A 21,051-nucleotide genomic window follows, 5' to 3' on the forward strand; every position below is an offset into this window, starting at 1 on the left:
GTTGATAGGCCAGATCTGGAAGCCCGGTAACGGGTGGAGGTGACTGGTACTAATAGGCCGAGGGCTTGTCCTCAGTTGCTCGCGTCCACTGTGTTAGTTCTGAAACAACGAACAGTTGTGTCGGCTGAACGGCTACACCACTTAATTGAAGAGTGTGCTTGTTCGCTGCCCTGTTTGGGATCCCGCTCTGCGGCGGGATATTTCATAGGGTTTCGGTGGTCATAGCATGAGGGAAACGCCCGGTTACATTCCGAACCCGGAAGCTAAGCCTCATAGCGCCGATGGTACTGCAGGGGGGACCCTGTGGGAGAGTAGGACGCCGCCGAACAAATTTTGGAGGACCCTTGGTCCCAGCGTCCACGCTGGGACCAAGGGTCCTTTTTGTTTTTGTCGAAGCGCGCCGGCTACCCGGCTGCGCGAGAATGACTGCGGTACCGAAGACTAGGAGTCACCGATGTCCACCAACTCTCCCGACGAGCGACCGGAGCGCGGGCAGCGCAGCCGGGACGGTGGCGACCGGGGCGGATACCGTGGCGGCGCACCGCGTCGCGACAACGACCGCAGCGGTGGCGGGCGTCCTCCGTTCCGCCGCGACGACCGCCCCACCTCCGGTGGCCCCCGCCGTGACGACCGTGACCGGGGCGCCCCGCGTCGCGATGACCGTGGCGGCGAGCGCGGTGGCTTCCGCCGTGACGACAACCGCGGTGCCGGCGGTGACCGTGGTGGTTTCCGTCGCGACGACAACCGTGGTGGCGGTGGCGACCGTGGTGGTTTCCGTCGCGACGACCGGCGTGACGATCGCGGTGGTGACCGCGGTGGCTTCCGCCGTGATGACAACCGTGGTGGCGGCGGTGGCGGCTTCCGCGGGCGTGACGACCGTGAGGGTGGCGGGCGTCCTCCGTTCCGTCGCGATGACCGTTCGACCTCCGGTGGCCCCCGTCGTGACGACCGCCGTGATGGCGACCGTCCCGCGTTCCGCCGTGACGACCGCTCGACCTCCGGCGCCCCGCGTCGCGACGGCGACCGTCCCCCGTTCCGGCGTGACGACCGTCGGGATGACCGGCGTGACGAGCGCGGTGGTGACCGTGGTGGCTTCCGTCGTGACGACAACCGCGGCGGTGGCGGTGGCGACCGCGGTGGGTTCCGTCGTGACGGGGATCGTCCCGCGTTCCGGCGTGACGACCGTCGTGATGACAATCGTGGTGGCGGCGGCGACCGTGGCGGCTTCCGCCGGGATGACCGTCGGGACGACCGACGTGACGATCGCGGTGGTGACCGTGGTGGCTTCCGGCGCGACGATCGCCGTGATGACCGGCGCGATGACCGGCCCCGCGGTGGTGACCGTCCCGCTTTCCAGCGTGACGACCGTCGTGATGACAACCGTGGTGGCGGCGACCGTGGCGGTTTCCGTCGCGACGACCGCCGGGATGACCGCGGTGGCGACCGTGGCGGCTTCCGGCGTGATGACCGCGGCAGTGACCGTGGTGGCGATCGCGGTGGGGACCGTGGCGGCTTCCGTCGCGACGACAACCGCGGTGGTGGCGGTGGCGGCTTCCGTGGGCGCGATGACCGTGGGCCGCGGCGCGACGACCGTGGTGGGCGGCCCGGTGGGTTCCGTGGGCGCGATGACCGGCGTGACGGCGACCGTGGTGGGTACCGCGGGCGTGACGACCGGGACCGTGACCGCGAGCCGATCAAGCGGCTGCCGATCCCGGACGACGTCACGGGCCACGAGATCGACAAGGACGTTCAGCAGGAGCTGCAGAGCCTTCCCAAGGGGCTCGCTGAGGACGTCGCCAGGAACCTGGTGATGGTCGCGAACCTCATCGACGAGGACCCCGAGCAGGCCTACGAGTACTCGCGCGTCGCGCTGCGGCTCGCCTCGCGTGTTGCCGCCGTACGCGAGGCGGCGGGCTTCGCGGCGTACGCGACCCAGAAGTACAGCGAGGCGCTCGGTGAGTTCCGTGCCGCCAAGCGCATGACCGGCAGTGTCGAGCTCTGGCCCGTCATGGCGGACTGCGAGCGTGGCATGGGCCGGCCCGAGAAGGCGCTCGACATGGCCGGGGCGCCCGAGGTGCAGAAGCTGGACAAGCCGGGGCAGGTCGAGATGCGTCTCGTCGCCGCCGGTGCGCGGCGTGACCTGGGGCAGATCGATGCCGCCATCGTCACCCTGCAGGGCCCGGAGCTCGCGTCGAACTCCGTCCAGCCGTGGACCGCGCGACTGCGGTACGCGTACGCCGACGCGCTGCTCGCCGCAGGGCGTGAGGACGAGTCGCGCGAGTGGTTCGCGAAGGTCGTCGAGTCCGACAAGGACGGCAGCACCGACGCGTCGGACCGTCTCGCCGAGCTGGACGGTGTCGAGTTCGTCGACGCGCTCCAGGGCGACGCGGAGGTCCCGGTCGCGCAGACGGCGCCGGTCTCCGAGCCCGATGTCGTCTTCGTCGCTCCCGTCCAGGACGAGGAGGACGAGGGCGTGGAGGAGTACTACGACGAGGACGACTTCGAGCTGGACGACGACGGTGACGAGGGCGGCGAGGGCGGCAAGGCCTAAGGGCTGACCTCGTAGGACGACGGACAAAGGGCGGGATCCCATCGGGGTCCCGCCCTTTGTCGTAGGTGCCTGTGTCGTGTGTGCGTGCTTCAGAAGTCGAGGCTGCGCAGGACCAGGCCCGATGCCGGCTTGGGGCCGAAGGACGTGGACTTGCGGGGCATCGTGACCCCCTGGCGGGCCAGGTCGCGTACGACTTCTTCGCGGACCGGGTGCATCAGGACCGCCGTGCCGCCGTCGCGTTCCGCCTTCTCCACGGTCGCCTCGGTGTCGTGGATGTACGCGATGTGCTCCGGGGCGTCCGGGATCTGCCAGATGTGATCGAGGAGCGTGGAGTGCAGGACCGTCGCGTCCAAGGTGCGCCAGGCCTCCGGCGGGTCCGCCGGGATCGTACGGGCGAGGAGGTCGGGGGAGGGGCGGTCCACGAGGTGGAAGGCGCCGTCACCCACGAGGAGGAAGGCGTTGCCCTCGGCCGCCGCCTCGGCCAGGGCGTCGAGGGCGCGTGGCAGAGGGCCTTCGACGGTGCGGGTGCGGAAGGAGTCCCCGAGGGCGGCGAGGGCGTCGGAGACGGGGAGTCCGTGCAGGTAGCGGTGGATGGAGCGGACCCGGAGCGGGTAGCGCGCGGTGTCCACCAGGAGCACCAGGCCGTAGTCCCAGGCGCTGTCGGACGGGTGCTCGGACCGCAGCCTGAGATTGGTCGCCCAGCGGTGGTGGCCGTCCGCGATCAGGGCCTGGTGGTGGGAGAGATCTGACTGGATCTCTCCCAGGTCGGCGGGGTCGGTGACCGCCCACAGGCGGTGGCTGAAGCCGTCCTCCGTGGTCGTCGACAGGAGAGGCCTGTTCTTCACGGTGCGCTCGATGACGGCTGTCGCGCCCGTGGCGTCGCCGTTCGAGCGGTAGGTCAGGAGCAGCGGTTCCAGGTTGGCGCTCGTCGCGCGCATCAGGGCCGCGCGGTCCTCCACGACGTGCGGCATGACGCCTTCGTGGGGCAGGACGATGCCGTCCTCGGCCTCCGAGAGGCGCAGTGCGCCGATGACGCCGCGCTGCAGGATGCCGGCGTCGCGCTGCTCGTAGATGTAGAGGCTCGGCTCCGGGTCGGGCGCGAGGATGCCCTCGGAGAGCCAGGCGTGCAGGGTCTCGGCGGCCTGTTGGTTGCGGGCCGCCGGTGTGGTCGCCTGCGGGAGGATCAGCCGGACGATGTTGTGCGGGTCCGCGGACTCCAGGTGGAGCAGGCCGTCGGGCCGTACGACCACGTCGTACGGCGGGGACGTCACGGCGGCAAGGCTGCCGACCCGATCGGGGTCGTAGCGCACGCCCCGGAACGGGATCAGGTCGAGGCCTTGGTCGTCGGTATGACCCGCTGTGTTCATTGCTGCATCGTATGTGTGTCAGTGGCATGAGCGATGATCGGGGGAGTGGGATCGATCGAGGAGCGATGCGTAATGAGCCAGACCGTCAGGACGCGGCCCGAAGGCAGCCGAAGTGTGCTGAGCGAGGCGTATGACACGGCGCTGCTCGACCTGGACGGGGTGGTGTACGCGGGCGGTCACGCGATCGACCATGCCGTCGAGTCGCTCGGGACGGCCCGGTCCGGCGGCATGCATCTCGCGTATGTGACGAACAACGCGCTGCGCACGCCGGACGCGGTGGCCGAGCACCTGTCGGAGCTCGGCATCGCGACGGGGGCCGCGGACGTCATCACGTCCGCGCAGGCGGCGGCTCGGCTGGTGAGCGAGCAAGTCCCCGAAGGGGCGCGTGTGTTGGTGATCGGCGGGGAGGGGCTGCGGGTCGCGCTGCGCGAGCGTGGCCTTGAGCCGGTGGACTCGGCGGACGACGAGCCCGTGGCGGTCGTGCAGGGGTACGGCGGTCCCGACATGGCGTGGGGGCGGTTCGCCGAGGCCTGTTACGCGATCGCGCGGGGTGTGCCGTGGTTCGCGTCCAACACGGACCTGACGATTCCGAGTGCGCGGGGTATCGCGCCCGGCAATGGCGCGGCGGTCGAGGTCGTCCGCATCGCGACGGGTGCGGAGCCGCAGGTGGCGGGCAAGCCGTTGCCTCCGATGCACCGCGAGACGATCCTGCGGACGGGCGCCGAGCGGCCGTTGGTCGTGGGGGACCGGCTCGACACGGACATCGAGGGCGCGTTCAACGGCGAGGTGGACTCGCTGCTCGTCCTGACCGGCGTCACGGACGGCGCCCAGCTGCTCGCCGCCCCGCCCGAGCACCGCCCCACGTACGTGGACGCGGACCTGCGCGGCATGCTGACCGGCCAGCCCGACGTGACCCCGGCGGAGGGCGGCTTCGGCTGCGGCGGGTGGACGGCTTCGGTGCGGGGGCACGAGCTGGTGCTAGACGGCGAGGGCGAGGTCATGGACGGGCTGCGGGCGCTGTGCGCGGCGGCGTGGACGGAGGCGGGGGACGGGAAGTGCACGCTGGACGCGGGGAAGGCGTTGTCGCGGCTGGGGGTGTAGCCGCTGCCTGAGTGCCCTGCTGCCCTGAGTGCCCTGTTGCCCGGCCTGCGGCGAAGCCCCGACCGGTGGCGGGTGGTCGGGGCCTCGGGGTGGCTTCGGGTGGGGCGGGCCAGGAGGAGGTCAGGCCGTTTCGTTGCGGTCGATCAGTTCGTCCGTCGTGGTGCCCTTGCGCCAGTAGCCGGAGAACGAGATCCGCTTGCGGTCGAAGCCGCGGTCGCCGACCAGGTGACGCCGGACCGTCTTGACCGTCGCGGACTCGCCCGTGACCCAGGCGTACGGAGTGCCCGAAGGCAGCTCGGCGGCGCGGATCGCGGAGGGCGTCGAGCCCTCCTCCGTGAGCCAGGTGATCTCGGCGTCGGCCTTCGTGGGCAGCTCCTGCTGGTCCGCGAGATCGTGGACCTCGATCCAGACGCGGGTCGGCGTCTGGGGCGGGAGCGTCTCCAGGATGGCCGCGACCGCCGGGAGTGCCGACTCGTCGGCGGTGAGCAGGACCCAGTCGGTGTCCTGCGGCGGCCTGAAGTCGTAGGCGCCGTTCTCCTCCTCGACCGGGGCGAGCACGCCGATCCGCGCGCCGGGCCGGGCGGACCGTGCCCAGCTGGTGGCCGGCCCGTCGTGGGGCGAGGGGGTCGCGCCGTGGACCGCGAAGTCGACGATCAACTCGTCCGGATCGCGGCGCAGTTCACGTGTGGTGTAGGTGCGCATGATGCCCCGTATGTCGGGGTCGAGGGCGCACCAGTCGGCGTACCAGTTGGCCGCGTCGCCGGACGTCGTGTCCGGCATGACGGGGGCGTCCTGGCCCGGGTGCGGCAGGAACACCTTGATGCGCTGGTCGCGGCCGGCCGATGCCATCCGGGCCAGGTCGTCGCCGCCGAGGGCGACGCGGATCATGGAGGGGGTGACGTACTCGGTGCGCAGGACGTGGGTGTCGAAGAAGTGGTACGGGGATTCGGACATCAGGTGAGCCTCTTCGACTTCTCGATGGCGGCGGCGAGTTGTTCGAGCACGGGGGCGAAACCGGCGTAGCTGTAGCGCTCCTCCATCGACCAGGGCACGGTCTGTCCGGCCTTGACGGCGGGGAGCAGTTCCCAGGTGGGTTTCTTCGCGAGCTCCTTGGGCGGCAACGCGCTCGACCGGTTGTCCATCATGATGAGATCCGCGTGGTATTTGTCGGCGTTCTCCCAGCTGAGGAACTCCCAGAAGCCCCAGTCGTCGCTCTTCTTGCCCTCGACGAACTCGACGCCGAGGTCCTTGAAGTAGTTCAGGTCGCAGTAGGAGTCCGGTACGGCGACATAGAACTGGTCGGCGTCGCCGGTCATCGCGAGGACCTTGAGGCCGCGGTTGGCCTTCGCCGCCTTGCGCAGCCGGCGCTCGGCCTTGTCGAAGCGGGCCTTGGCGGCGCGTACCTTCTCCGTCTCGAGGTCTCCGCCCAGCGCCTCGGCGAGTTCGGTGTAGCGCTTGAGCGGCTCCAGGAGCGAGGCGCGGGCGCCGTTGATGCCGACCGTGGGCGCGAGCGCCTCGATCTTCTTGGTGCTGTCCGCGGGCACGAACCAGAGGGCGGGCGGCGGGAACATGTTGCTGACCAGGAGGTCGGGCTCGAGCGCCGCGTACTTCTCGATGCTGAACTGGTTGAAGGACTCGCCCAGACTCGTCAGTTTGTCGACATCGAGATCGCCCGCCTGGGGGTTGGGCTTGCCGTCCACCGGCTTGGAGGGGCCGAAGACTCCGGTGCAGGTGACGCCGTAGTCGTGCAGGGCCGCGGCGGTACTGATGTAGGCGACGATGTTCTTCGGGGTGTGGTCCACCTCGGCGGTCTTGCCGCGGTCGTCCTTGAAGCTCCAGGACTTCGCGTCCGCGCTCTTCCCGGATTTCTTCTCCTCGCTCCCGCAGGCGCTGAGCAGCGCGCCGAGGCCGAGGGCGCCGCCTGAGGCGAGCAGTCCGCGGCGGGACATGCCTCTCGACGCGAGGGGGCGATGGGTGGTGGGCATCAGGCTGCCGCCTTCTTCGACTTGTCGACGGCTGCCGCGAGCTGCTCGATGAGCGGCGCGTAGCCGGCGTGGCTGAACTGGGCCTCGTTCGACCAGGAGATGACCTGGTCCGCCTTGACCGCGGGGAGTTTCGCCCAGGCTCCGATGTAGGTGACGATCTTGCGCGGGCGACCGGCGGCCTTCGCCGTCGTGCCGGGGTCGTCCTTGAAGCTCCAGCGCTTGGCGCCGCCTGACGACTTTGCGTCGTTCTCGTCGCCGCCGCATGCTGTCAGAAGTCCGCCGATGCCGAGGGTGCCGTCCATGCCGAGCACGCCACGTCGGGTCGGACCAGGAGGTATCGGGCGGCGGGCACGCATGGGTGGTGCCTCTCTCGTCGAAGTCAAGTGCGAGGGTAGGCTAACCTAACCTGGTGTTGGTCGACAGTCCCCCCGAAGCCAGCGCGGAGACCGCCCCCGCGCCACCCAACCGCCGCGCGATACGCAGCGCCGGGCTCCTCGTCTCGGTCTGTGTGCTGTTGCTCGTCGTCGTGGCGAGCATCGCGGTCGGTGCCAAACAGATGTCCCTGGACCAGGTCTGGCACGGGCTCTTCCAGGACACCGGGACGTACGGCGATGTCGTCGTCGGAGAGCGGCTCTCGCGGACGCTGCTCGGCGTGCTCGTCGGAGTGGCCCTCGGCCTCGCGGGCGCCGTCCTGCAGGCCCTGACGCGTAACCCGCTGGCCGACCCGGGACTGCTCGGCATCAACCTCGGGGCATCGGCCGCCGTCGTCACCGCCATCAGCTTCTTCGGCGTCACCTCGCTGAGCGGCTACGTGTGGTTCGCCTTCGCCGGAGCGGCCGTGGTCGGCGCCGCCGTCTACGCGCTCGGCGGGACCCGCAACGCGACGCCCGTACGGCTCGCGCTCGCCGGAACCGCGCTGAGCGCCGCGCTCTACGGCTATCTGCAGGCCGTGATGATCACGGACAACGCCGCGCTGAACAAGATGCGCTTCTGGACGGTCGGTTCCCTGGCCTCCGCCAAGACCGAGACCATCCTGCAGGTCCTGCCGTTCCTCGTGATCGGCATCGTGCTCGCCCTGGGCCTGGCCCGGCCGCTCAACGCCATGGCGATGGGCGACGACACCGCCCGCGCGCTCGGCGCCCACCTGAACCGCACCCGCGCGCTGTCCATGGCCGCAGCGACGCTGCTCTGCGGGGCGGCGACCGCGGCCTGCGGGCCGATCATGTTCGTCGGCCTGATGGTGCCGCACGTCGTGCGCTCCTTCACCGGACCCGACATGCGCTGGATCCTGCCGTACGCGGCGATCCTCTCGCCGGTCCTGCTGCTCGGCGCCGACGTCATCGGGCGTATCGTCGCGCGCCCCGCCGAACTGCAGGTCGGCATCATCACCGCGTTGATCGGCGCCCCGGTCTTCATCTTTCTCGTACGACGGCGGAGGCTGGCCCAGCTGTGAAGGCGATACGCACCCGGGGCGGACTCAGCTTCCGCCTCGACGTCCGCACGGCCGTGGTCGTCGCCGTGCTCATCCTGGCCGCGCTCGCCGCGAGCGTCGTCCTGATCGGCACCGGCGACTTCCCCATCCCCGCCGCCGACGTCATCCGCACCCTCCTCGGCAACGGCGACGCCGGCCAGGAGTTCATCATCAACGACCTGCGCCTGCCGCGGGTCCTCGTCGGCCTCCTCGTGGGCGCCGGACTCGGGCTGGGCGGCGCGATCTTCCAGTCCATCTCCCGCAATCCGCTGGGCAGTCCGGACATCCTCGGCCTCGGGCAAGGGGCCACCGCGGGCGCGCTCATCATGATCGTCCTCTTCCAGGGCACCGCGGTGCAGGTCGCGGGCGGGGCGCTGGTGGGCGGTCTGGTGACCGGCTTCGCGATCTATGTGCTGGCCTGGAAGCGGGGCGTGCACGGCTTCCGGTTCGTCCTGGTCGGCATCGGCGTCTCCGCCTTCGTCACCGCGATCAACGGCTATCTGCTCACCAAGGCGGACATCGTCGACGCCGCCCGCGCCGTCGTCTGGATGACCGGCTCGCTCAACGGTCGTGACTGGGAGCAGGTCTGGCCGCTGCTCGTCCTGTGCGCCATCCTCGTACCGCTCGTCATGACCTACGCACGTCCGCTGCGGATGCTCGAGATGGGCGACGACGTCGGCTACGCGCTCGGCGTGCCCGTCGAGCGCACCCGCATCGTCCTGATGGCCTCGGCCGTGCTGCTCACCGCCGCCGCCACCGCCGCGGCGGGCCCCGTCAGCTTCGTCGCGCTCACCGCGCCGCAGCTGGCCCGGCGGCTCACCCGCTCGCCGGGGCCGAACCTGATGCCGGCCATGTTCATGGGCGCCACCCTGCTGATCGTCGCGGACTGGGCGTCGCAGCGGGCCTTCGGCGCCGACCAGTTGCCCGTCGGCGTGGTCACGGGTGTGCTCGGCGGCATCTACCTGCTGTGGCTCCTGGTCATCGAGCGCAAGGCGGGGCGGATATGAAGACGCGTACGGCGACCGATACGAATACCTCCCAGAGCACCGACAGGCAGGAGCGTGCCGCAGTGAATCGGCTCGTCGCGGACGACGTGACCCTTGGCTACGACCAGCGCGTCATCGCGGAGAAGTTGTCCGTCGAGATACCCGACAACTCCTTCACGGTGATCGTCGGCCCCAACGCCTGCGGCAAGTCCACCTTGCTGCGCGCCCTGTCGCGGATGCTGAAGCCCTCGGCGGGCCGTGTCCTGCTCGACGGCAACGTCATCCAGTCGATGCCCGCGAAGAAGGTGGCGCGGACGCTCGGCCTCCTCCCGCAGTCCTCCATCGCGCCCGACGGGATCACCGTGGGCGACCTGGTGGCGCGCGGCCGCTACCCCCACCAGGGGCTTCTTCGCCAGTGGTCGGCGCAGGACGAGCGGATCGTGAACGAGTCGATGGCCTCGACCGGCGTCGCCGAACTCGCGGATCGCTATGTCGACGAGCTGTCGGGCGGCCAGCGCCAGCGCGTCTGGATCGCGATGGCGCTCGCGCAGCAGACCCCGCTGCTTCTCCTGGACGAGCCGACGACGTTCCTCGACATCCAGCACCAGATCGACGTGCTCGATCTGTGCGCCGACCTCCACGAGGAGCAGGGGCGCACGCTCGTCGCCGTCCTGCACGACCTCAACCACGCGGCTCGTTACGCCACCCACCTCATCGCCCTGCGGGAGGGCGAGGTCATCGCCGAGGGCCCGCCGTCGGAGATCGTCACGGCGGAGCTCGTACGGGAGACCTTCGGGATGGAGTGCCAGATCATCGACGACCCGGAGTCGGGGACACCGCTCGTGGTGCCCGCGGCACGGCGGGGGCGGAGGAAGACGGTCGACGCGGCGGGCGCGGCAGGCGCGGCGGGCGCGGGGGCTAGAGCAGCGACCTGAGACGGAGCATGTCGCGCAGGCCCGCCTCCAGCTTGACCCGGCCGGAGGCCCAGGCCTTCGCGAAGTTCAGCTCGCCGTCGACCAGCGCCACCAGATCGTCGCCCGCCATGGCGAGGCGGATCTCGGCCTTCTCGCGAGGGGCTCCGGGGTAGGTGTCGAGCACCGTGATCCGGCCGTTCTCGAGACGGCCGGTGAAGGTCACGTCGAGATCGGTGATGCGGCAGCTCAGCGAGCGGTCGAGCGCGGCGGCGCCGCGCACGTCGCCTTCGGCGCCCGCCAGGTTGTCCGAGAGTTTGTCGAGCGCCGTGCGGCACTCTTCGATCGTCGCCATCGTGATCGACGGTACCGCAGCGCTTCGCGGTAGCGTCGTGGCATGAGCGACTCGTTGCCGGGCCCCGAGCCTGAGCCGCAGACGTACGACCCCGTCGGCCCCGCGCCCCTCGGGGTGGAGCGTGTTCCGACCGGTGACGCGGAGGTGGACGGCCTGCTCGGGCGTCTCGGCGACGCCGACCACCTCGCCACGGACGGCCACATCGAGGTGTACGAGGATGTACACCGGGGCCTGCGTGACGCGCTGACCGCGCTCGACGCACGTCCCGGGCCGCCGGCGCCCTCGCCCCAGTACTCACCCCAGTACTCACCCCCGTACAACAGGAGCTGAACAGAACGTGGCAGGAGTGGCACGCCGCCGCCTCGACGCCGAGCTCGTCCGGCGCAAGCTGGCGCGCTCGCGCGAGCACGCCAGCCAGCTGATCGCCGCCGGTCGTGTGACCGTCGGCAAGAACACCGCGTCGAAACCCGCGACGCAGGTGGAGACCGCCGCGGCCATCGTGGTCGTGAACGACGAGGACGACCCCGACTACGTCTCGCGCGGGGGCCACAAGCTGGCGGGCGCGTTCGCCGCGTTCGTCCCGCAGGGCCTGGTCGTCGAGGGGCGGCGTGCACTCGACGCCGGCGCGTCCACCGGCGGCTTCACCGATGTGCTGCTGCGCGCGGGCGCCTCGGGCGTCGTCGCCGTGGACGTCGGGTACGGCCAGCTCGCCTGGTCGCTGCAGAGCGACGACCGGGTCACCGTCAAGGACCGCACGAATGTACGCGAGTTGACGCTGGAGGCCATCGACGGCACCCCCGTCGACCTGGTCGTCGGCGACCTGTCGTTCATCCCGCTCGGTTTGGTCCTTCCCGCGCTCGTGCGCTGCGCTGCCCCGGACGCCGACCTGGTCCTGATGGTCAAGCCGCAGTTCGAGGTCGGCAAGGAACGCCTGGGCAGCGGCGGCGTGGTGCGCAGCACGGCGCTGCGGGCCGACGCCGTACGCGGTGTGGCGCGCCAGGCGTGGGGGCTCGGGCTCGGTGTGCGTGGCGTGACAGCGAGCCCGCTGCCCGGACCTTCCGGGAATGTCGAGTACTTTCTGTGGCTGCGTGCCGGGGCGCCCGAACTCGACCCGGCGGACGTTGACCGTGCCGTGGCGGAGGGGCCCCGTTGACTCAGACCCGAGTGACCCAGACCCGAGCTCGTACCGTTTTCCTGCTCGCGCACACCGGGCGGCCGGCTGCCATCCGCAGTGCCGAACTCGTCGTCCAGGGACTGCTGCGCAGCGGCATCGGCGTACGCGTCCTGGAGGCGGAGGCGGCCGATCTGCCGCTGCCGTCCGAGGTGGGCACGGTGAAGGAGGCCACGCCGCAGTGCCTGGACGGCTGTGAACTGCTCGTCGTGCTCGGCGGAGACGGCACGCTGCTGCGCGGCGCGGAGTTCGCCCGCGCCTCCGGGGTGCCGATGCTCGGCGTGAACCTGGGCCGGGTCGGCTTCCTCGCCGAGGCCGAGCGCGACGACCTCGACAAGGTCGTCGACCGGGTGGTGACGAAGGCGTACGAGGTCGAGGAGCGGATGACCATCGACGTCGTCGTGCGCAGCAACGGCGGTGTCGTGCACCGCGACTGGGCGCTGAACGAGGCCGCCGTGCAGAAGATGTCGGCCGAGCTGATGCTCGAGGTCGTCCTGGAGATCGACGGGCGTCCGGTCACCGGCTTCGGCTGCGACGGCATCGTGTGCGCGACGCCCACCGGATCCACCGCGTACGCCTTCTCCGCGGGCGGGCCCGTGGTGTGGCCGGAGGTGGAGGCGCTCCTGATGGTGCCGATCAGCGCCCACGCCCTGTTCGCCAAGCCCCTGGTGACCTCGCCGGACTCGGTGCTCGCCGTCGAGGTCCAGCAGCACACGTCGCACGGGGTGCTGTGGTGCGACGGCCGGCGGACCGTGGAGCTGCCGCCGGGGGCGCGGGTCGAGGTGCGCAGGGGTGAGGTGCCGGTGCGGCTCGCCCGGCTGCACCACGCCTCGTTCACCGACCGGCTCGTCGCCAAGTTCGCCCTGCCGGTTTCGGGGTGGCGGGGGGCGCCTCACTAGCGTGGTGCTTGGAGCGGATTCGGCTGCGGGTTTGCCGTGGCTGGGTGCGCCCACGCGGCGGAGCCGCATATGTGACAGCCCCGCGCCCCTTGCGGGGCGTCTGTTGAGGGCATGTCTGCGGGTCGGGTGTGGTTGCGCGCGCCGTTCCCCGCGCCCCTTCGGGGCGCTCATGCCCTGCGGGCCGGTGGGGGCTGGGCGCGCCCACGCGGCGGAGCCGCATATGTGACAGCCCCGCGCCCCTTTCGGGGGCGCCGCCCCGCGTCACGTCGCGTTGACCACGGTGATCGCCTGGCGCCGCAGCACGCTCCCCACCGGAAGCCCTGTCGCGAGCAGGGTGAGCAGCAGCGTGCCCGTCGCTATCCCTGCCGGTACCGCCCACGGCAGGTACGGGAGTGATGAGCCGAAGGCCGTGCTGAGGATGGGGGCCAGCGTGCCGAGCGCTATCGCGGTGCCGAGCAGCAGTGCCGTACCCGCGACGACCACGGCCTCCCAGGCCGCCATCGCCCGCACCTGGGAGCGCCGGCTGCCCACCACCCGCAGCAGGGCGACATCGCGGCGCCGCTCGAAGGAGATCATGGCGAGGGTGTTCGCCGCGGCGATCGCGGCGAAGCCGGCGTACAACCCCGTGCCCACGTAGTCGAGCCAGACCTCGCCCGTGCTGCCCGCCGAGCCCGTGTGGTGCTGCGCCGTCGTGTGCATGCCGATCTTGGTCAGGCCGAAGCCCACGACCAGGACGAGCGGCACGACCGCGGCGGAGAAGCGGCGGGGCTGCGAGCGGATGTTCAGCATGGCGAGGCGCGCGCTGCCGCCGAACCGGCCCACCAGCGCGGAGACCAGCCAGGCCGCGGGCCCGACGATGCGTGGACCGAGCAGTCCCGCGCCGACGCAGAAGAGGATCAGGACGAGGAAGGCCCCCTCACCTGCCTCGTCCGCCGGCTGCTTCGACAGGAGCACGGCCAGGGCGCAGGCCCCCACGACGGCGATCACGCCGAGCGGCGCCCGCAGCATGCCCAGCCCCCGCCGCCCGGTCGCCGCCTCGCTCAGGGCGCGGGCCGGGCGAAGCAGCGAGAACCGCAGCGCCGAGAGGAACGCGGCGAGCGTCGTCGTCACCACGGCCACGCCGATGCACACCGGCAGGGCGACCCAGCCGAACCGGAAGTCGGCCTCGGCGGGGAGCAGCCCGTGCGACACCATGCCCGCGTGCCACCAGCGTGCGACGAAGCCGCCGACGACGAAGCCGACGAGCGCCGCCGGGACCGACGCGGCGAGCGCCTGCCCCGCCACCGCCCGGCGGATCTGCCGGGGTCTGGCGCCGATGGACCGCACCAGGGCGAGCTCGCGGTGCTGCTGGGTGACGGCCGTGCCCATGGTCGACGCGACCACGAATATCGACATGTAGATCGATCCGATGAGCAGGACGAGGGCCATGTCCCCGACGCCGTTCGCCGTGATCTGTCTGCGGGCCCGCGCGGACAGGCCGTCCGTACCCGTCGCGCCGAGCATCATCGTCGACGCGCTGACCACCGTCGCCGCGAAGAGCGCGGCCACCGCCGTACCCACGAAAGCCGGGCGATGCGCCCGCAGCGCCGCCCATGCCAGTCCCGTTCCCATACCGATCATGGTGGGGCCCTGGGTCCACCACGCACCAGGAGGCTGGCACGAAGATCGTGGTGGGGTAATCCCCACCCCGGAAAACCCCACCCCCTGCGAGTGACAGCGTCCGTTCGGTCCGCCTTTGCCACCTGCGTCTTCGTGGAAGGACGGTGCAAGGAGACCAGGGGCCGTCGCACACCTGGCCCATGACCTCGTAAGGTCGTGTCCGTGTTGGAGGAGATGCGGATACGGTCGCTCGGAGTCATCGACGACGCAGTGGTCGAGCTGTCGCCGGGGTTCACCGCGGTGACCGGCGAGACCGGTGCGGGCAAAACGATGGTGGTCACCAGCCTTGGCCTGCTGCTCGGCGGACGTGCCGATGCCGCCCTGGTGCGGATCGGCGCCAAGGCGGCGGTGGTGGAAGGGCGGATCACTGTGCCCGCGGATGCCACGGCTGCCGTGCGCGCCGAGGAGGCGGGGGCCGAACTCGACGACGGGGCGCTGCTCATCAGCCGTACGGTCTCGGCGGAGGGGCGCTCGCGTGCGCACCTCGGCGGCCGTTCGGTCCCGGTGGGGCTGTTGTCCGAGCTCGCCGACGATCTCGTGGCGGTGCACGGTCAGACGGATCAGCAGGGCCTGCTCAAGCCGGCCAGGCAGCGCGGGGCCCTCGACCGGTACGCGGGCGACGCGGTCACCGTGCCGCTGGCCAAGTACACGGCGGCGTACCGCAGGCTGCGGGCCGTGACGACCGAGGTCGACGAGATCACCACGCGCGCGCGGGAGCGGGCCCAGGAGGCCGACCTGCTGCGCTTTGGCCTCGAAGAGGTCGCGGGCGTCGAGCCGCGTGCGGGCGAGGACACCGAACTGGCCGCCGAGGCCGAGCGGCTCGGCCACGCGGAGGCCCTCGCCTCCGCCGCCACGTCCGCGCACGCCGCGCTCGCGGGGGTCCCCGAGGACCCGGAGGGTGTCGACGCCGCGACGCTCGTGGCGGGCGCGCACCGGGCGCTCGAAGCGGTGCGGTCCCATGACCCCGCGCTGGCCGCGCTCGCCGAGCGGATCGGTGAGATCGGGATTCTGCTGGGCGATGTGGCGGGAGAGCTCGCGGGATACGCCGACGACCTCGACGCCGATCCCCTGCGCCTCGCGGCGGTGGAGGAGCGGCGGGCCGCGCTCACCCAGCTGACCCGGAAGTACGGTGCCGACATCGATTCCGTGCTCGCCTGGGCCGAGGAGGGGGCCGCGCGGCTCACCGAACTCGAGGGCGACGACGACCGCCTGGAGGAACTCACCGCCGAGCGGGACGCGCTCCGCGGCGAACTCGCGGGGCTCGCGCAGGCGTTGACCGACGCGCGCCAGGAGGCCGCGTCGCGGTTCGCCGCGGCCGTCACCGCGGAGCTGGCCTCGCTCGCGATGCCGCACGCGCGCGTGACGATCGACATCACCGCCACGGAGGTGCCGGAGGGCGCGGACGGTGTGCCGGTCGACGGGCGCTTCGTCGCGTACGGTCCCTCGGGCGTCGACGAGGTGGAACTCCTCCTCGCCCCGCATCCGGGGGCCCCGCCGCGGCCGATCGCCAAGGGTGCGTCCGGCGGCGAGCTCTCGCGTGTGATGCTCGCCGTCGAGGTGGTCTTCGCGGGCACGGATCCCGTGCCGACGTATCTCTTCGACGAGGTCGACGCGGGTGTCGGCGGGAAGGCCGCGGTCGAGATCGGCCGCAGGCTCGCACGGCTCGCCAAGTCCGCGCAGGTCGTGGTCGTGACGCATCTGCCGCAGGTGGCGGCGTTCGCGGACCGGCAACTCCTTGTCGAGAAGACGAACGACGGGTCCGTGACGCGGTCCGGGGTTCTCGTGCTCGAAGGCGAGGACCGGGTGCGGGAGCTGTCCCGGATGCTGGCGGGTCAGGAGGACTCGGAGACCGCGCGGGCGCATGCGGAGGAGTTGCTGGCGACGGCTCGGGGGGACGGGTAGCGGGCGGGGCGCCTTGAGCGGGGGGTGCCTTGGTCGGGGGTGCCTGGGTGCCTTGTGCCTGGGTGCCTTGTGTACCGCAGATCACCGGCTTCGCCGAGTTCGTCCTCAAACGCCGGACGGGCTCGGCCTCCCCGTAGCCTGGCCCGCATGATCGACCGCAAGCCCGCCCGGCGCCTCACCGCCCTCCTCGCCTCGGCCGCCGTCACCCGCGTGGCCACCACCGCGTTGCGCTCCCGCGCACCCGGTAGCCCTGACCGCTGGCAGCGGAAGAACTACGCGGGGCGGGCGGTGGAGTTGTACGCCGGGCCGGCTGCCGCCCTCGGTGCGGCGGCCGGAGCCGCGGCGCTGCCTGCCAGGGCCCGCGCCGCGGCCGGGCTCGCCGTGCTCGCGGCGGGGGCGTGCGGGGCGTACGACGACGTGGCGGGCGAGGGTGATCCGCGCCGGGGCTTCCGTGCGCACCTGGGCGCGCTGCGGGAGGGCGAAGTGACCAGCGGGGCCGTGAAATTGTTCGGGGTCGCCGCGGCGGGGCTCGCCGCGGGCGCACGGCTCAAGGAGCGGCCGGTGGACAAGTTCCTCGCGGGCGTCGTGATCGCGGGCACCGCCCACTTCGTCAACCTCGTGGACGTACGCCCGGGACGGGCCGCCGCAGCGGTGGTCGCGCTGGGGACGCCGGGACTGCTGCGCCGGGGCGCCTCCGGAGTCCTCTCCGCCGCCTCCCTGGGAGCCGCGGCGGCCGTCCTGCCGGAGGACATCGGCGAGCGCGCGATGATCGGCGACGCGGGAGCACACGCCCTGGGCGCGGCACTCGGCCTGGCCATCACGACGGGCAACAACCGCGCCGGGCTCGCGCTGCACGCGGCGGGGGTCGTGGCGGCGGCCGCGTACGGCGAGAAGGTGAGCGCGGTGGCGCGGGGCTGGGCCTAGGGGCTCGGCCGGGGTGTGGCTTTGTGGCGTTGAGGGGGCCCTGGTGCTGGGTGCGGGAGTGCGTGCCTCAGGCGGGAAACTCAGCGTCGCCGGTCGTGCTGGGCGCGTACTGCACGCCGGAGGGGGTGTGGCGGTGTCCGCGTATGGCGAGAAGGTGTGCGCGGTGGCGCGGGGCTGGGCCTAGGGGCTCGGCCGGGTGTGGCTTTGTGGCGTCGTGGGGCCCTGCTGCGGGGTGGGGGAGGGATTGTGGCGGTAGCCGCGTATGGCGCGAAGGTGAGCGTTGTTGCGGGGGCTGGGGATAAGGGCTCGGGCGCGTTGGGCCGTGGTTCTGGCTGTGGGCCGTATTGCTGCGGGAGTGTGCGGCTCGGGTGTGCGGGTCGGCCTTGGTATCAGCGCCGGCCATGGCCGTGCTGCACGCGGCGGGCGTGTGCGGGGAGGAGGGCCGTGTCGTTGGAGGTGTGGGGAGTGCGCCGTTCCGGGTGAGGGCGTGGGTTGGTGCGGGGCGCCGGAGTGCGCGCCCCCGGTCGTCAAGCTCGGCGGCGCCATTCGCCGCGGGCAGACCTGCCGACGCCGGGCTTCGGGAGCGCCGGGGGAGAGGTGGGGGCGCTGGCGGCGGAAGTTCTGGTGTGTCGGAGTTTCGGAAGTCTTTCTTCGGGAGTGGGGTCGCTGCGAAGATGCGAGGGCCGTGGGTCGTTCGCGGTGCTGAATCCTCGTTGTCCTCACCCGTGTGGGTGATCCGTGTCAGGGAGTTGCCCGCCCTGACACGGAAGAGACCTTTCGGCGGTGCCGGAACGTCCGTACGGACTGGCATCCTTGGCGCAGCCCCCGACGCCTACCCAGGAGCCCCGGCTACGTGAGCCACGTGAGCAGCCACTCACCGCACGGTCAGACCCCGATGCACACCGTGCAGGTCCTGGGCGGTGGCAGCGCGGGCAGCAGTGCCCACGTCAGGTCGCTCGCCGCGGGCCTCGCGGCGCGGGGCGTGCGGGTCACGGTGTGCGCCCCCACCGAGGCGGCCGACGCCTACGACCTCACGGGCACCGGCGCCCGGCACGTACACGTACCCCGCAGCAGCGACCCCGCGTCCGTCGCCTCCCTCCGCCTGGCATGCGCCGACGCCGACCTGGTGCACGCGCACGGCCTGCACGCCGCGCTCCGTGCCGCCCTCGCGCTCACCGGCCGCCGTACACCCCTCGTCGTCACCTGGCACACGCGCGCGCACGCGGAAGGCGCGCGCGCCCGCCTTCTGCGCCTCCTGGAGCGACGCGTCGCCAAGGCCGCGGCCGTGGTCCTCGGCACCTCGTCCGACCTCGTCGACCGCGCCCGCAGCAGGGGCGCGCGGGACGCCCGACTCGCCCCCGTGACCTTCCCCGCGCCGCGACCGGTCACCGGGGATGCCGAGGACGCCGAGGGCCTGCGCCACAAGGCGCTCGCCGAACTGGGCGCCGTCGGGCGGCCATTGATCGTCACGCTCGGCACGCTCGAACGGCAGCGCGGCTACGACGTCCTCCTCGAGGCCACACGCGCGTGGCGCCACCTCGACCCCCTGCCGCTCCTCGTCATCGCGGGCGAGGGACCGGAACGCGCCGCGCTGCAACGCCGTATCGAGGGCGAGGGCCTGCCGGTCCGGCTCGTCGGGCGGCGCGACGACGTATCGGAGATGCTCGCGGCGGCCGACCTCGTGGTGCTGCCCAGCAGCTGGGAGTCCCGCTCAGTGCTCGCCCAGGAGGCCCTGCACGCGCGCGTGCCGCTCGTCGCGACCGCCGTCGGCGGCATCCCCGAACTGGTCGGCGACGCCGCGGTGCTCGTCCCGTACGGCGACGCCGCGGCCCTGGCCACCGCCGTCGCGCGCCTCCTGGCCGACCCCGCGCTCCGGGAGCGCCTCAAGGACAAGGGCACGGCACAGGCGGCGACATGGCCGACGGAGGACGAGACGGTCACCCAGGTGCTCAGCGTCTACGACGAGTTGACGCGGCCGTTCGGCATGTAGGGCAGGGGCGTGCGCGGGGCGGCTACGCCACGTGTCTGCGGGCCCGCAGCGCCAGGCTCAGGGCGAGCACCGTCTGCGGGTCGTCCAGGTCCGTGCCGAGGAGCTCACTGATCCTGGCGAGACGGTTGTAGAGCGTCTGTCGGTTCAGGTGCAGTTCGCGCGCCGTCTCCGCCTTGCGTCCCGCATGCGCCAGATACGTCTGCAGGGTGGGAAGCAGCGGCGGCTTCGAGCGCAGGTCGTGGGCGCGCAGCGGGCCGATCGCACGGTCCACGAACGCCGCGAGCGCCGAGTCGTCGTAGTTGTGCAGGCGCCACAGCAACAGGTCGATGTCCAGGCGCCGCGCGTCGTACCAGGGGCGGTCGATGAGGCCCTGCGCGGCCGTCGCCGTCTCCGCCGCGTGCCGGAGCCCCGCCGAAGCCGCCGCCCAGCCGCCCGCGACCCCGACCACCACGACCGGTGGCAGCGCCCCGGCCCGCTGCATCCCCGCCCGCTCCACGCCCGCCCGCAGCGCGGCGGCGACCCGGTCGGCCACCGCGGTGCGCTCGGACTCCGAGCGGAGCCCCAGGAGCAGCGGGACGCGCCCCTCGACCGGACGCACTCCGAGCAGCACCGGCACCCCCACCGCCGCGAGCTCCTCCGCCACCGCCCGCGCGAGCACCGCCCAGCCCCCGCCCGGCGGCAGCCCGTCCGCGAGGCGCATCACGACCGGCAGCAGGGGGCTCTCGCCGGGCTTGAAGCCGAGCACCCGCGCCTGGGCGGGCGCGTCGTCGGCCAGGATGCGCCCCTCCGCGAGGTCGGTCAGGAAGTCGCCCCGGCCGCGCGCGGCGAGCTCCTCCTCCTGGCGCGCCTGCATCAGGACCACCGCGAGCGAGCCCGCGGCCCGCTCCGCCGCGATCCGGTGCACCGGAAGCAGCGCGGACTCCACGGCGAGCAGCACGAGGCGGGCACGCACCGAGCCCGACCCGGGGCCGCCGCCGGGCACGTCGACGAGCAGCGCGCCCGCGGGCGGCCCGTCCTTGTCGACGCTCCGGCCCCGCAGCCCCTCCCACACCTGGAGCGGATCGGCGCACTCCGTGCCCGCCCCGGCGGCGTACAGAAGCTGCCCGTCCGGCGACTCCAGGAACACCGGATTGCCGCTGAAGTCCGCGAGCACGCGCAGCACTTGGGGTACGCCGCCCCCGCCGAGCAGCGCCTCCGTGCAGCGCCGGTGGACCTCCTCGGCCCGCTGGAGCAGCGCGTAGTGGCCGTTGACGATCTCGGTGTGGATCTCTTCGGTGACCGTCACGAAGGGCACCTCCCGGTGCAGCTGCACCAGCGGAAGCCCCGCGGCGCGCGCCGTCTCCACGATCGCCGCGGGCAGCCGCGTGAAGCGCGGGCCCAGCTCGACGACGAGGGCCGCGATGCCGCGCTCGGCGAGCTTGCGCACGAAGACACGCTGCTCGGCGGGGCGCGCGCCGAGGCCGAGGCCCGTGGTCAGGAGCAGCTCGCCGCCCTTGAGGAGCGAGGCGATGTTCGGCACCTCGCCCGCGTGCACCCACCGCACCGTGCGCTGCAGCCGCTCGGCGCCCGCGACGACCTCGGGCAGCCCGCCGCGAAGACCCGGAAGTTCCAGGGCGCGCTGCACGGTGATGCCGCCCTGAGTGCCCTGCGTGCCCTGACTTTCCATGGGGCGGACGCTACCTGCGCATTCGCTCCGGGAACATCTCCGACCGGTTACGGGAGTGATCCGTTCCGCTCATATCCCGACAACTGTCGCCGTGGACATGAAACGGACGGCGA

General features: G+C 72.2%; 18 protein-coding genes, 1 rRNA gene and 1 pseudogene. 13 read left to right on the top strand and 7 right to left on the bottom strand.

Translation table 11 applies throughout. The features are described from left to right. Positions 1-211: 211 nt before the first annotated feature. The 3 genes and pseudogenes from rrf to AB0M70_RS16600 all read left to right on the top strand — a co-directional run bounded on the left by rrf (position 212) and on the right by AB0M70_RS16600 (position 2,551). Positions 212-328: ribosomal RNA gene (rrf, locus tag AB0M70_RS16590) — 5S ribosomal RNA — on the top strand. A gap of 255 nt (positions 329-583) precedes the next feature. Beyond that, positions 584-1,180: pseudogene (locus tag AB0M70_RS16595) on the top strand (hypothetical protein); the annotation flags it as partial. 522 nt (positions 1,181-1,702) lie between these two features. After that, positions 1,703-2,551 carry a hypothetical protein gene (locus AB0M70_RS16600; protein ID WP_365821123.1) on the top strand — a complete coding sequence of 283 codons (849 nt, stop codon included), beginning with the start codon at positions 1,703-1,705 and terminating at the stop codon, positions 2,549-2,551. A gap of 89 nt (positions 2,552-2,640) precedes the next feature. On the opposite strand, the gene AB0M70_RS16605 is transcribed toward AB0M70_RS16600, so the two are convergent. Further along, positions 2,641-3,918 (bottom strand): DUF1015 domain-containing protein, encoded by a 1,278-nt coding sequence (locus AB0M70_RS16605; protein WP_365820703.1) that lies wholly within the window; start codon positions 3,916-3,918, stop codon positions 2,641-2,643. 72 nt (positions 3,919-3,990) lie between these two features. Between AB0M70_RS16605 and AB0M70_RS16610 the strand changes: the two genes are divergently transcribed. Continuing rightward, positions 3,991-5,019: an HAD hydrolase-like protein gene (locus AB0M70_RS16610; RefSeq protein WP_365820704.1), complete on the top strand. Its 1,029-nt coding sequence runs from the start codon at positions 3,991-3,993 to the stop codon at positions 5,017-5,019. 120 nt (positions 5,020-5,139) lie between these two features. Here the strand turns inward: AB0M70_RS16610 and AB0M70_RS16615 are convergent, their stop codons facing one another. From AB0M70_RS16615 to AB0M70_RS16625, 3 genes are read right to left on the bottom strand one after another with little or no spacing between them, the layout of a single operon-like run. Then, positions 5,140-5,973: a siderophore-interacting protein gene (locus tag AB0M70_RS16615; RefSeq protein WP_365820705.1), complete on the bottom strand. Its 834-nt coding sequence runs from the start codon at positions 5,971-5,973 to the stop codon at positions 5,140-5,142. Beyond that, on the bottom strand, positions 5,973-7,004 hold the full coding sequence (locus AB0M70_RS16620) for an ABC transporter substrate-binding protein (protein WP_365820706.1): 1,032 nt from the start codon (positions 7,002-7,004) through the stop codon (positions 5,973-5,975). Before AB0M70_RS16620 ends, AB0M70_RS16615 begins: the two co-directional genes overlap by 1 nt. After that, the gene (locus AB0M70_RS16625) at positions 7,004-7,306 is read right to left on the bottom strand and encodes a hypothetical protein (RefSeq protein ID WP_365820707.1); all 303 of its coding nucleotides are present in this window, start codon (positions 7,304-7,306) and stop codon (positions 7,004-7,006) included. Before AB0M70_RS16625 ends, AB0M70_RS16620 begins: the two co-directional genes overlap by 1 nt. A gap of 107 nt (positions 7,307-7,413) precedes the next feature. On the opposite strand from AB0M70_RS16625, the gene AB0M70_RS16630 reads away from it, so the two are divergent. The 3 genes from AB0M70_RS16630 to AB0M70_RS16640 all read left to right on the top strand — a co-directional run bounded on the left by AB0M70_RS16630 (position 7,414) and on the right by AB0M70_RS16640 (position 10,396). Further along, the gene (locus AB0M70_RS16630; protein ID WP_365820708.1) at positions 7,414-8,457 is read left to right on the top strand and encodes an iron chelate uptake ABC transporter family permease subunit; all 1,044 of its coding nucleotides are present in this window, start codon (positions 7,414-7,416) and stop codon (positions 8,455-8,457) included. Next, positions 8,454-9,482 (top strand): iron chelate uptake ABC transporter family permease subunit, encoded by a 1,029-nt coding sequence (locus AB0M70_RS16635; RefSeq protein ID WP_365820709.1) that lies wholly within the window; start codon positions 8,454-8,456, stop codon positions 9,480-9,482. Before AB0M70_RS16630 ends, AB0M70_RS16635 begins: the two co-directional genes overlap by 4 nt. Positions 9,483-9,544: 62 nt before the next feature. Then, positions 9,545-10,396, top strand: coding sequence for an ABC transporter ATP-binding protein (locus tag AB0M70_RS16640; protein ID WP_365820710.1), 852 nt, complete (start codon positions 9,545-9,547; stop codon positions 10,394-10,396). Here AB0M70_RS16640 and AB0M70_RS16645 read toward each other — a convergent pair. Beyond that, positions 10,380-10,727 carry an SCP2 sterol-binding domain-containing protein gene (locus tag AB0M70_RS16645; protein ID WP_365820711.1) on the bottom strand — a complete coding sequence of 116 codons (348 nt, stop codon included), beginning with the start codon at positions 10,725-10,727 and terminating at the stop codon, positions 10,380-10,382. The two genes, AB0M70_RS16640 and AB0M70_RS16645, sit on opposite strands and share 17 nt — an antisense overlap. Before the next feature lie 42 nt (positions 10,728-10,769). Here AB0M70_RS16645 and AB0M70_RS16650 point away from each other — a divergent pair, with 42 nt between their 5' ends. Genes AB0M70_RS16650 through AB0M70_RS16660 form a run of 3 tightly spaced genes read left to right on the top strand, consistent with a single transcriptional unit; the run spans position 10,770 to position 12,797 of the window. Next, a complete protein-coding gene (locus AB0M70_RS16650) occupies positions 10,770-11,057 on the top strand; it encodes a hypothetical protein (protein WP_365820712.1) in 288 nt (95 codons plus the stop codon). 7 nt (positions 11,058-11,064) lie between these two features. Continuing rightward, the gene (locus AB0M70_RS16655) at positions 11,065-11,880 is read left to right on the top strand and encodes a TlyA family RNA methyltransferase (RefSeq protein ID WP_365820713.1); all 816 of its coding nucleotides are present in this window, start codon (positions 11,065-11,067) and stop codon (positions 11,878-11,880) included. Positions 11,881-11,891: 11 nt separating this feature from the next. Further along, positions 11,892-12,797 (top strand): NAD kinase, encoded by a 906-nt coding sequence (locus AB0M70_RS16660; protein WP_363211127.1) that lies wholly within the window; start codon positions 11,892-11,894, stop codon positions 12,795-12,797. A gap of 261 nt (positions 12,798-13,058) precedes the next feature. On the opposite strand, the gene AB0M70_RS16665 is transcribed toward AB0M70_RS16660, so the two are convergent. Further along, a complete protein-coding gene (locus tag AB0M70_RS16665) occupies positions 13,059-14,408 on the bottom strand; it encodes an ABC transporter permease (RefSeq protein ID WP_365820714.1) in 1,350 nt (449 codons plus the stop codon). Positions 14,409-14,630: 222 nt separating this feature from the next. Between AB0M70_RS16665 and recN the strand changes: the two genes are divergently transcribed. The 3 genes from recN to AB0M70_RS16680 all read left to right on the top strand — a co-directional run bounded on the left by recN (position 14,631) and on the right by AB0M70_RS16680 (position 19,272). Further along, entirely contained in the window at positions 14,631-16,358 is a 1,728-nt protein-coding gene (gene recN / locus AB0M70_RS16670; protein ID WP_365821124.1) for a DNA repair protein RecN, read from the top strand. 147 nt (positions 16,359-16,505) lie between these two features. After that, on the top strand, positions 16,506-17,282 hold the full coding sequence (locus AB0M70_RS16675) for a hypothetical protein (RefSeq protein WP_365820715.1): 777 nt from the start codon (positions 16,506-16,508) through the stop codon (positions 17,280-17,282). 853 nt (positions 17,283-18,135) lie between these two features. Next, the gene (locus tag AB0M70_RS16680; RefSeq protein ID WP_365820716.1) at positions 18,136-19,272 is read left to right on the top strand and encodes a glycosyltransferase family 4 protein; all 1,137 of its coding nucleotides are present in this window, start codon (positions 18,136-18,138) and stop codon (positions 19,270-19,272) included. A gap of 22 nt (positions 19,273-19,294) precedes the next feature. On the opposite strand, the gene AB0M70_RS16685 is transcribed toward AB0M70_RS16680, so the two are convergent. Beyond that, positions 19,295-20,938 (bottom strand): PucR family transcriptional regulator, encoded by a 1,644-nt coding sequence (locus AB0M70_RS16685; RefSeq protein WP_363210702.1) that lies wholly within the window; start codon positions 20,936-20,938, stop codon positions 19,295-19,297. Between the last annotated feature and the right edge of the window lie 113 nt (positions 20,939-21,051).

The organism is Streptomyces sp. NPDC051214 (assembly GCF_040682375.1).
In the GTDB taxonomy this organism is placed as follows: domain Bacteria; phylum Actinomycetota; class Actinomycetes; order Streptomycetales; family Streptomycetaceae; genus Streptomyces.

Bases quoted from the DNA above. Each gene is read 5' to 3' on its own strand.
- AB0M70_RS16605 (WP_365820703.1), bottom strand. From the start codon at position 3,918: ATGAACACAGCGGGTCATACCGACGACCAAGGCCTCGACCTGATCCCG.
- AB0M70_RS16610 (WP_365820704.1), top strand. From the start codon at position 3,991: ATGAGCCAGACCGTCAGGACGCGGCCCGAAGGCAGCCGAAGTGTGCTG.
- AB0M70_RS16615 (WP_365820705.1), bottom strand. From the start codon at position 5,973: ATGTCCGAATCCCCGTACCACTTCTTCGACACCCACGTCCTGCGCACC.
- AB0M70_RS16620 (WP_365820706.1), bottom strand. From the start codon at position 7,004: ATGCCCACCACCCATCGCCCCCTCGCGTCGAGAGGCATGTCCCGCCGC.
- AB0M70_RS16625 (WP_365820707.1), bottom strand. From the start codon at position 7,306: ATGGACGGCACCCTCGGCATCGGCGGACTTCTGACAGCATGCGGCGGC.
- AB0M70_RS16645 (WP_365820711.1), bottom strand. From the start codon at position 10,727: ATGGCGACGATCGAAGAGTGCCGCACGGCGCTCGACAAACTCTCGGAC.
- AB0M70_RS16650 (WP_365820712.1), top strand. From the start codon at position 10,770: ATGAGCGACTCGTTGCCGGGCCCCGAGCCTGAGCCGCAGACGTACGAC.
- AB0M70_RS16665 (WP_365820714.1), bottom strand. From the start codon at position 14,408: ATGGGAACGGGACTGGCATGGGCGGCGCTGCGGGCGCATCGCCCGGCT.
- recN (WP_365821124.1), top strand. From the start codon at position 14,631: ATGCGGATACGGTCGCTCGGAGTCATCGACGACGCAGTGGTCGAGCTG.
- AB0M70_RS16675 (WP_365820715.1), top strand. From the start codon at position 16,506: ATGATCGACCGCAAGCCCGCCCGGCGCCTCACCGCCCTCCTCGCCTCG.
- AB0M70_RS16685 (WP_363210702.1), bottom strand. From the start codon at position 20,938: ATGGAAAGTCAGGGCACGCAGGGCACTCAGGGCGGCATCACCGTGCAG.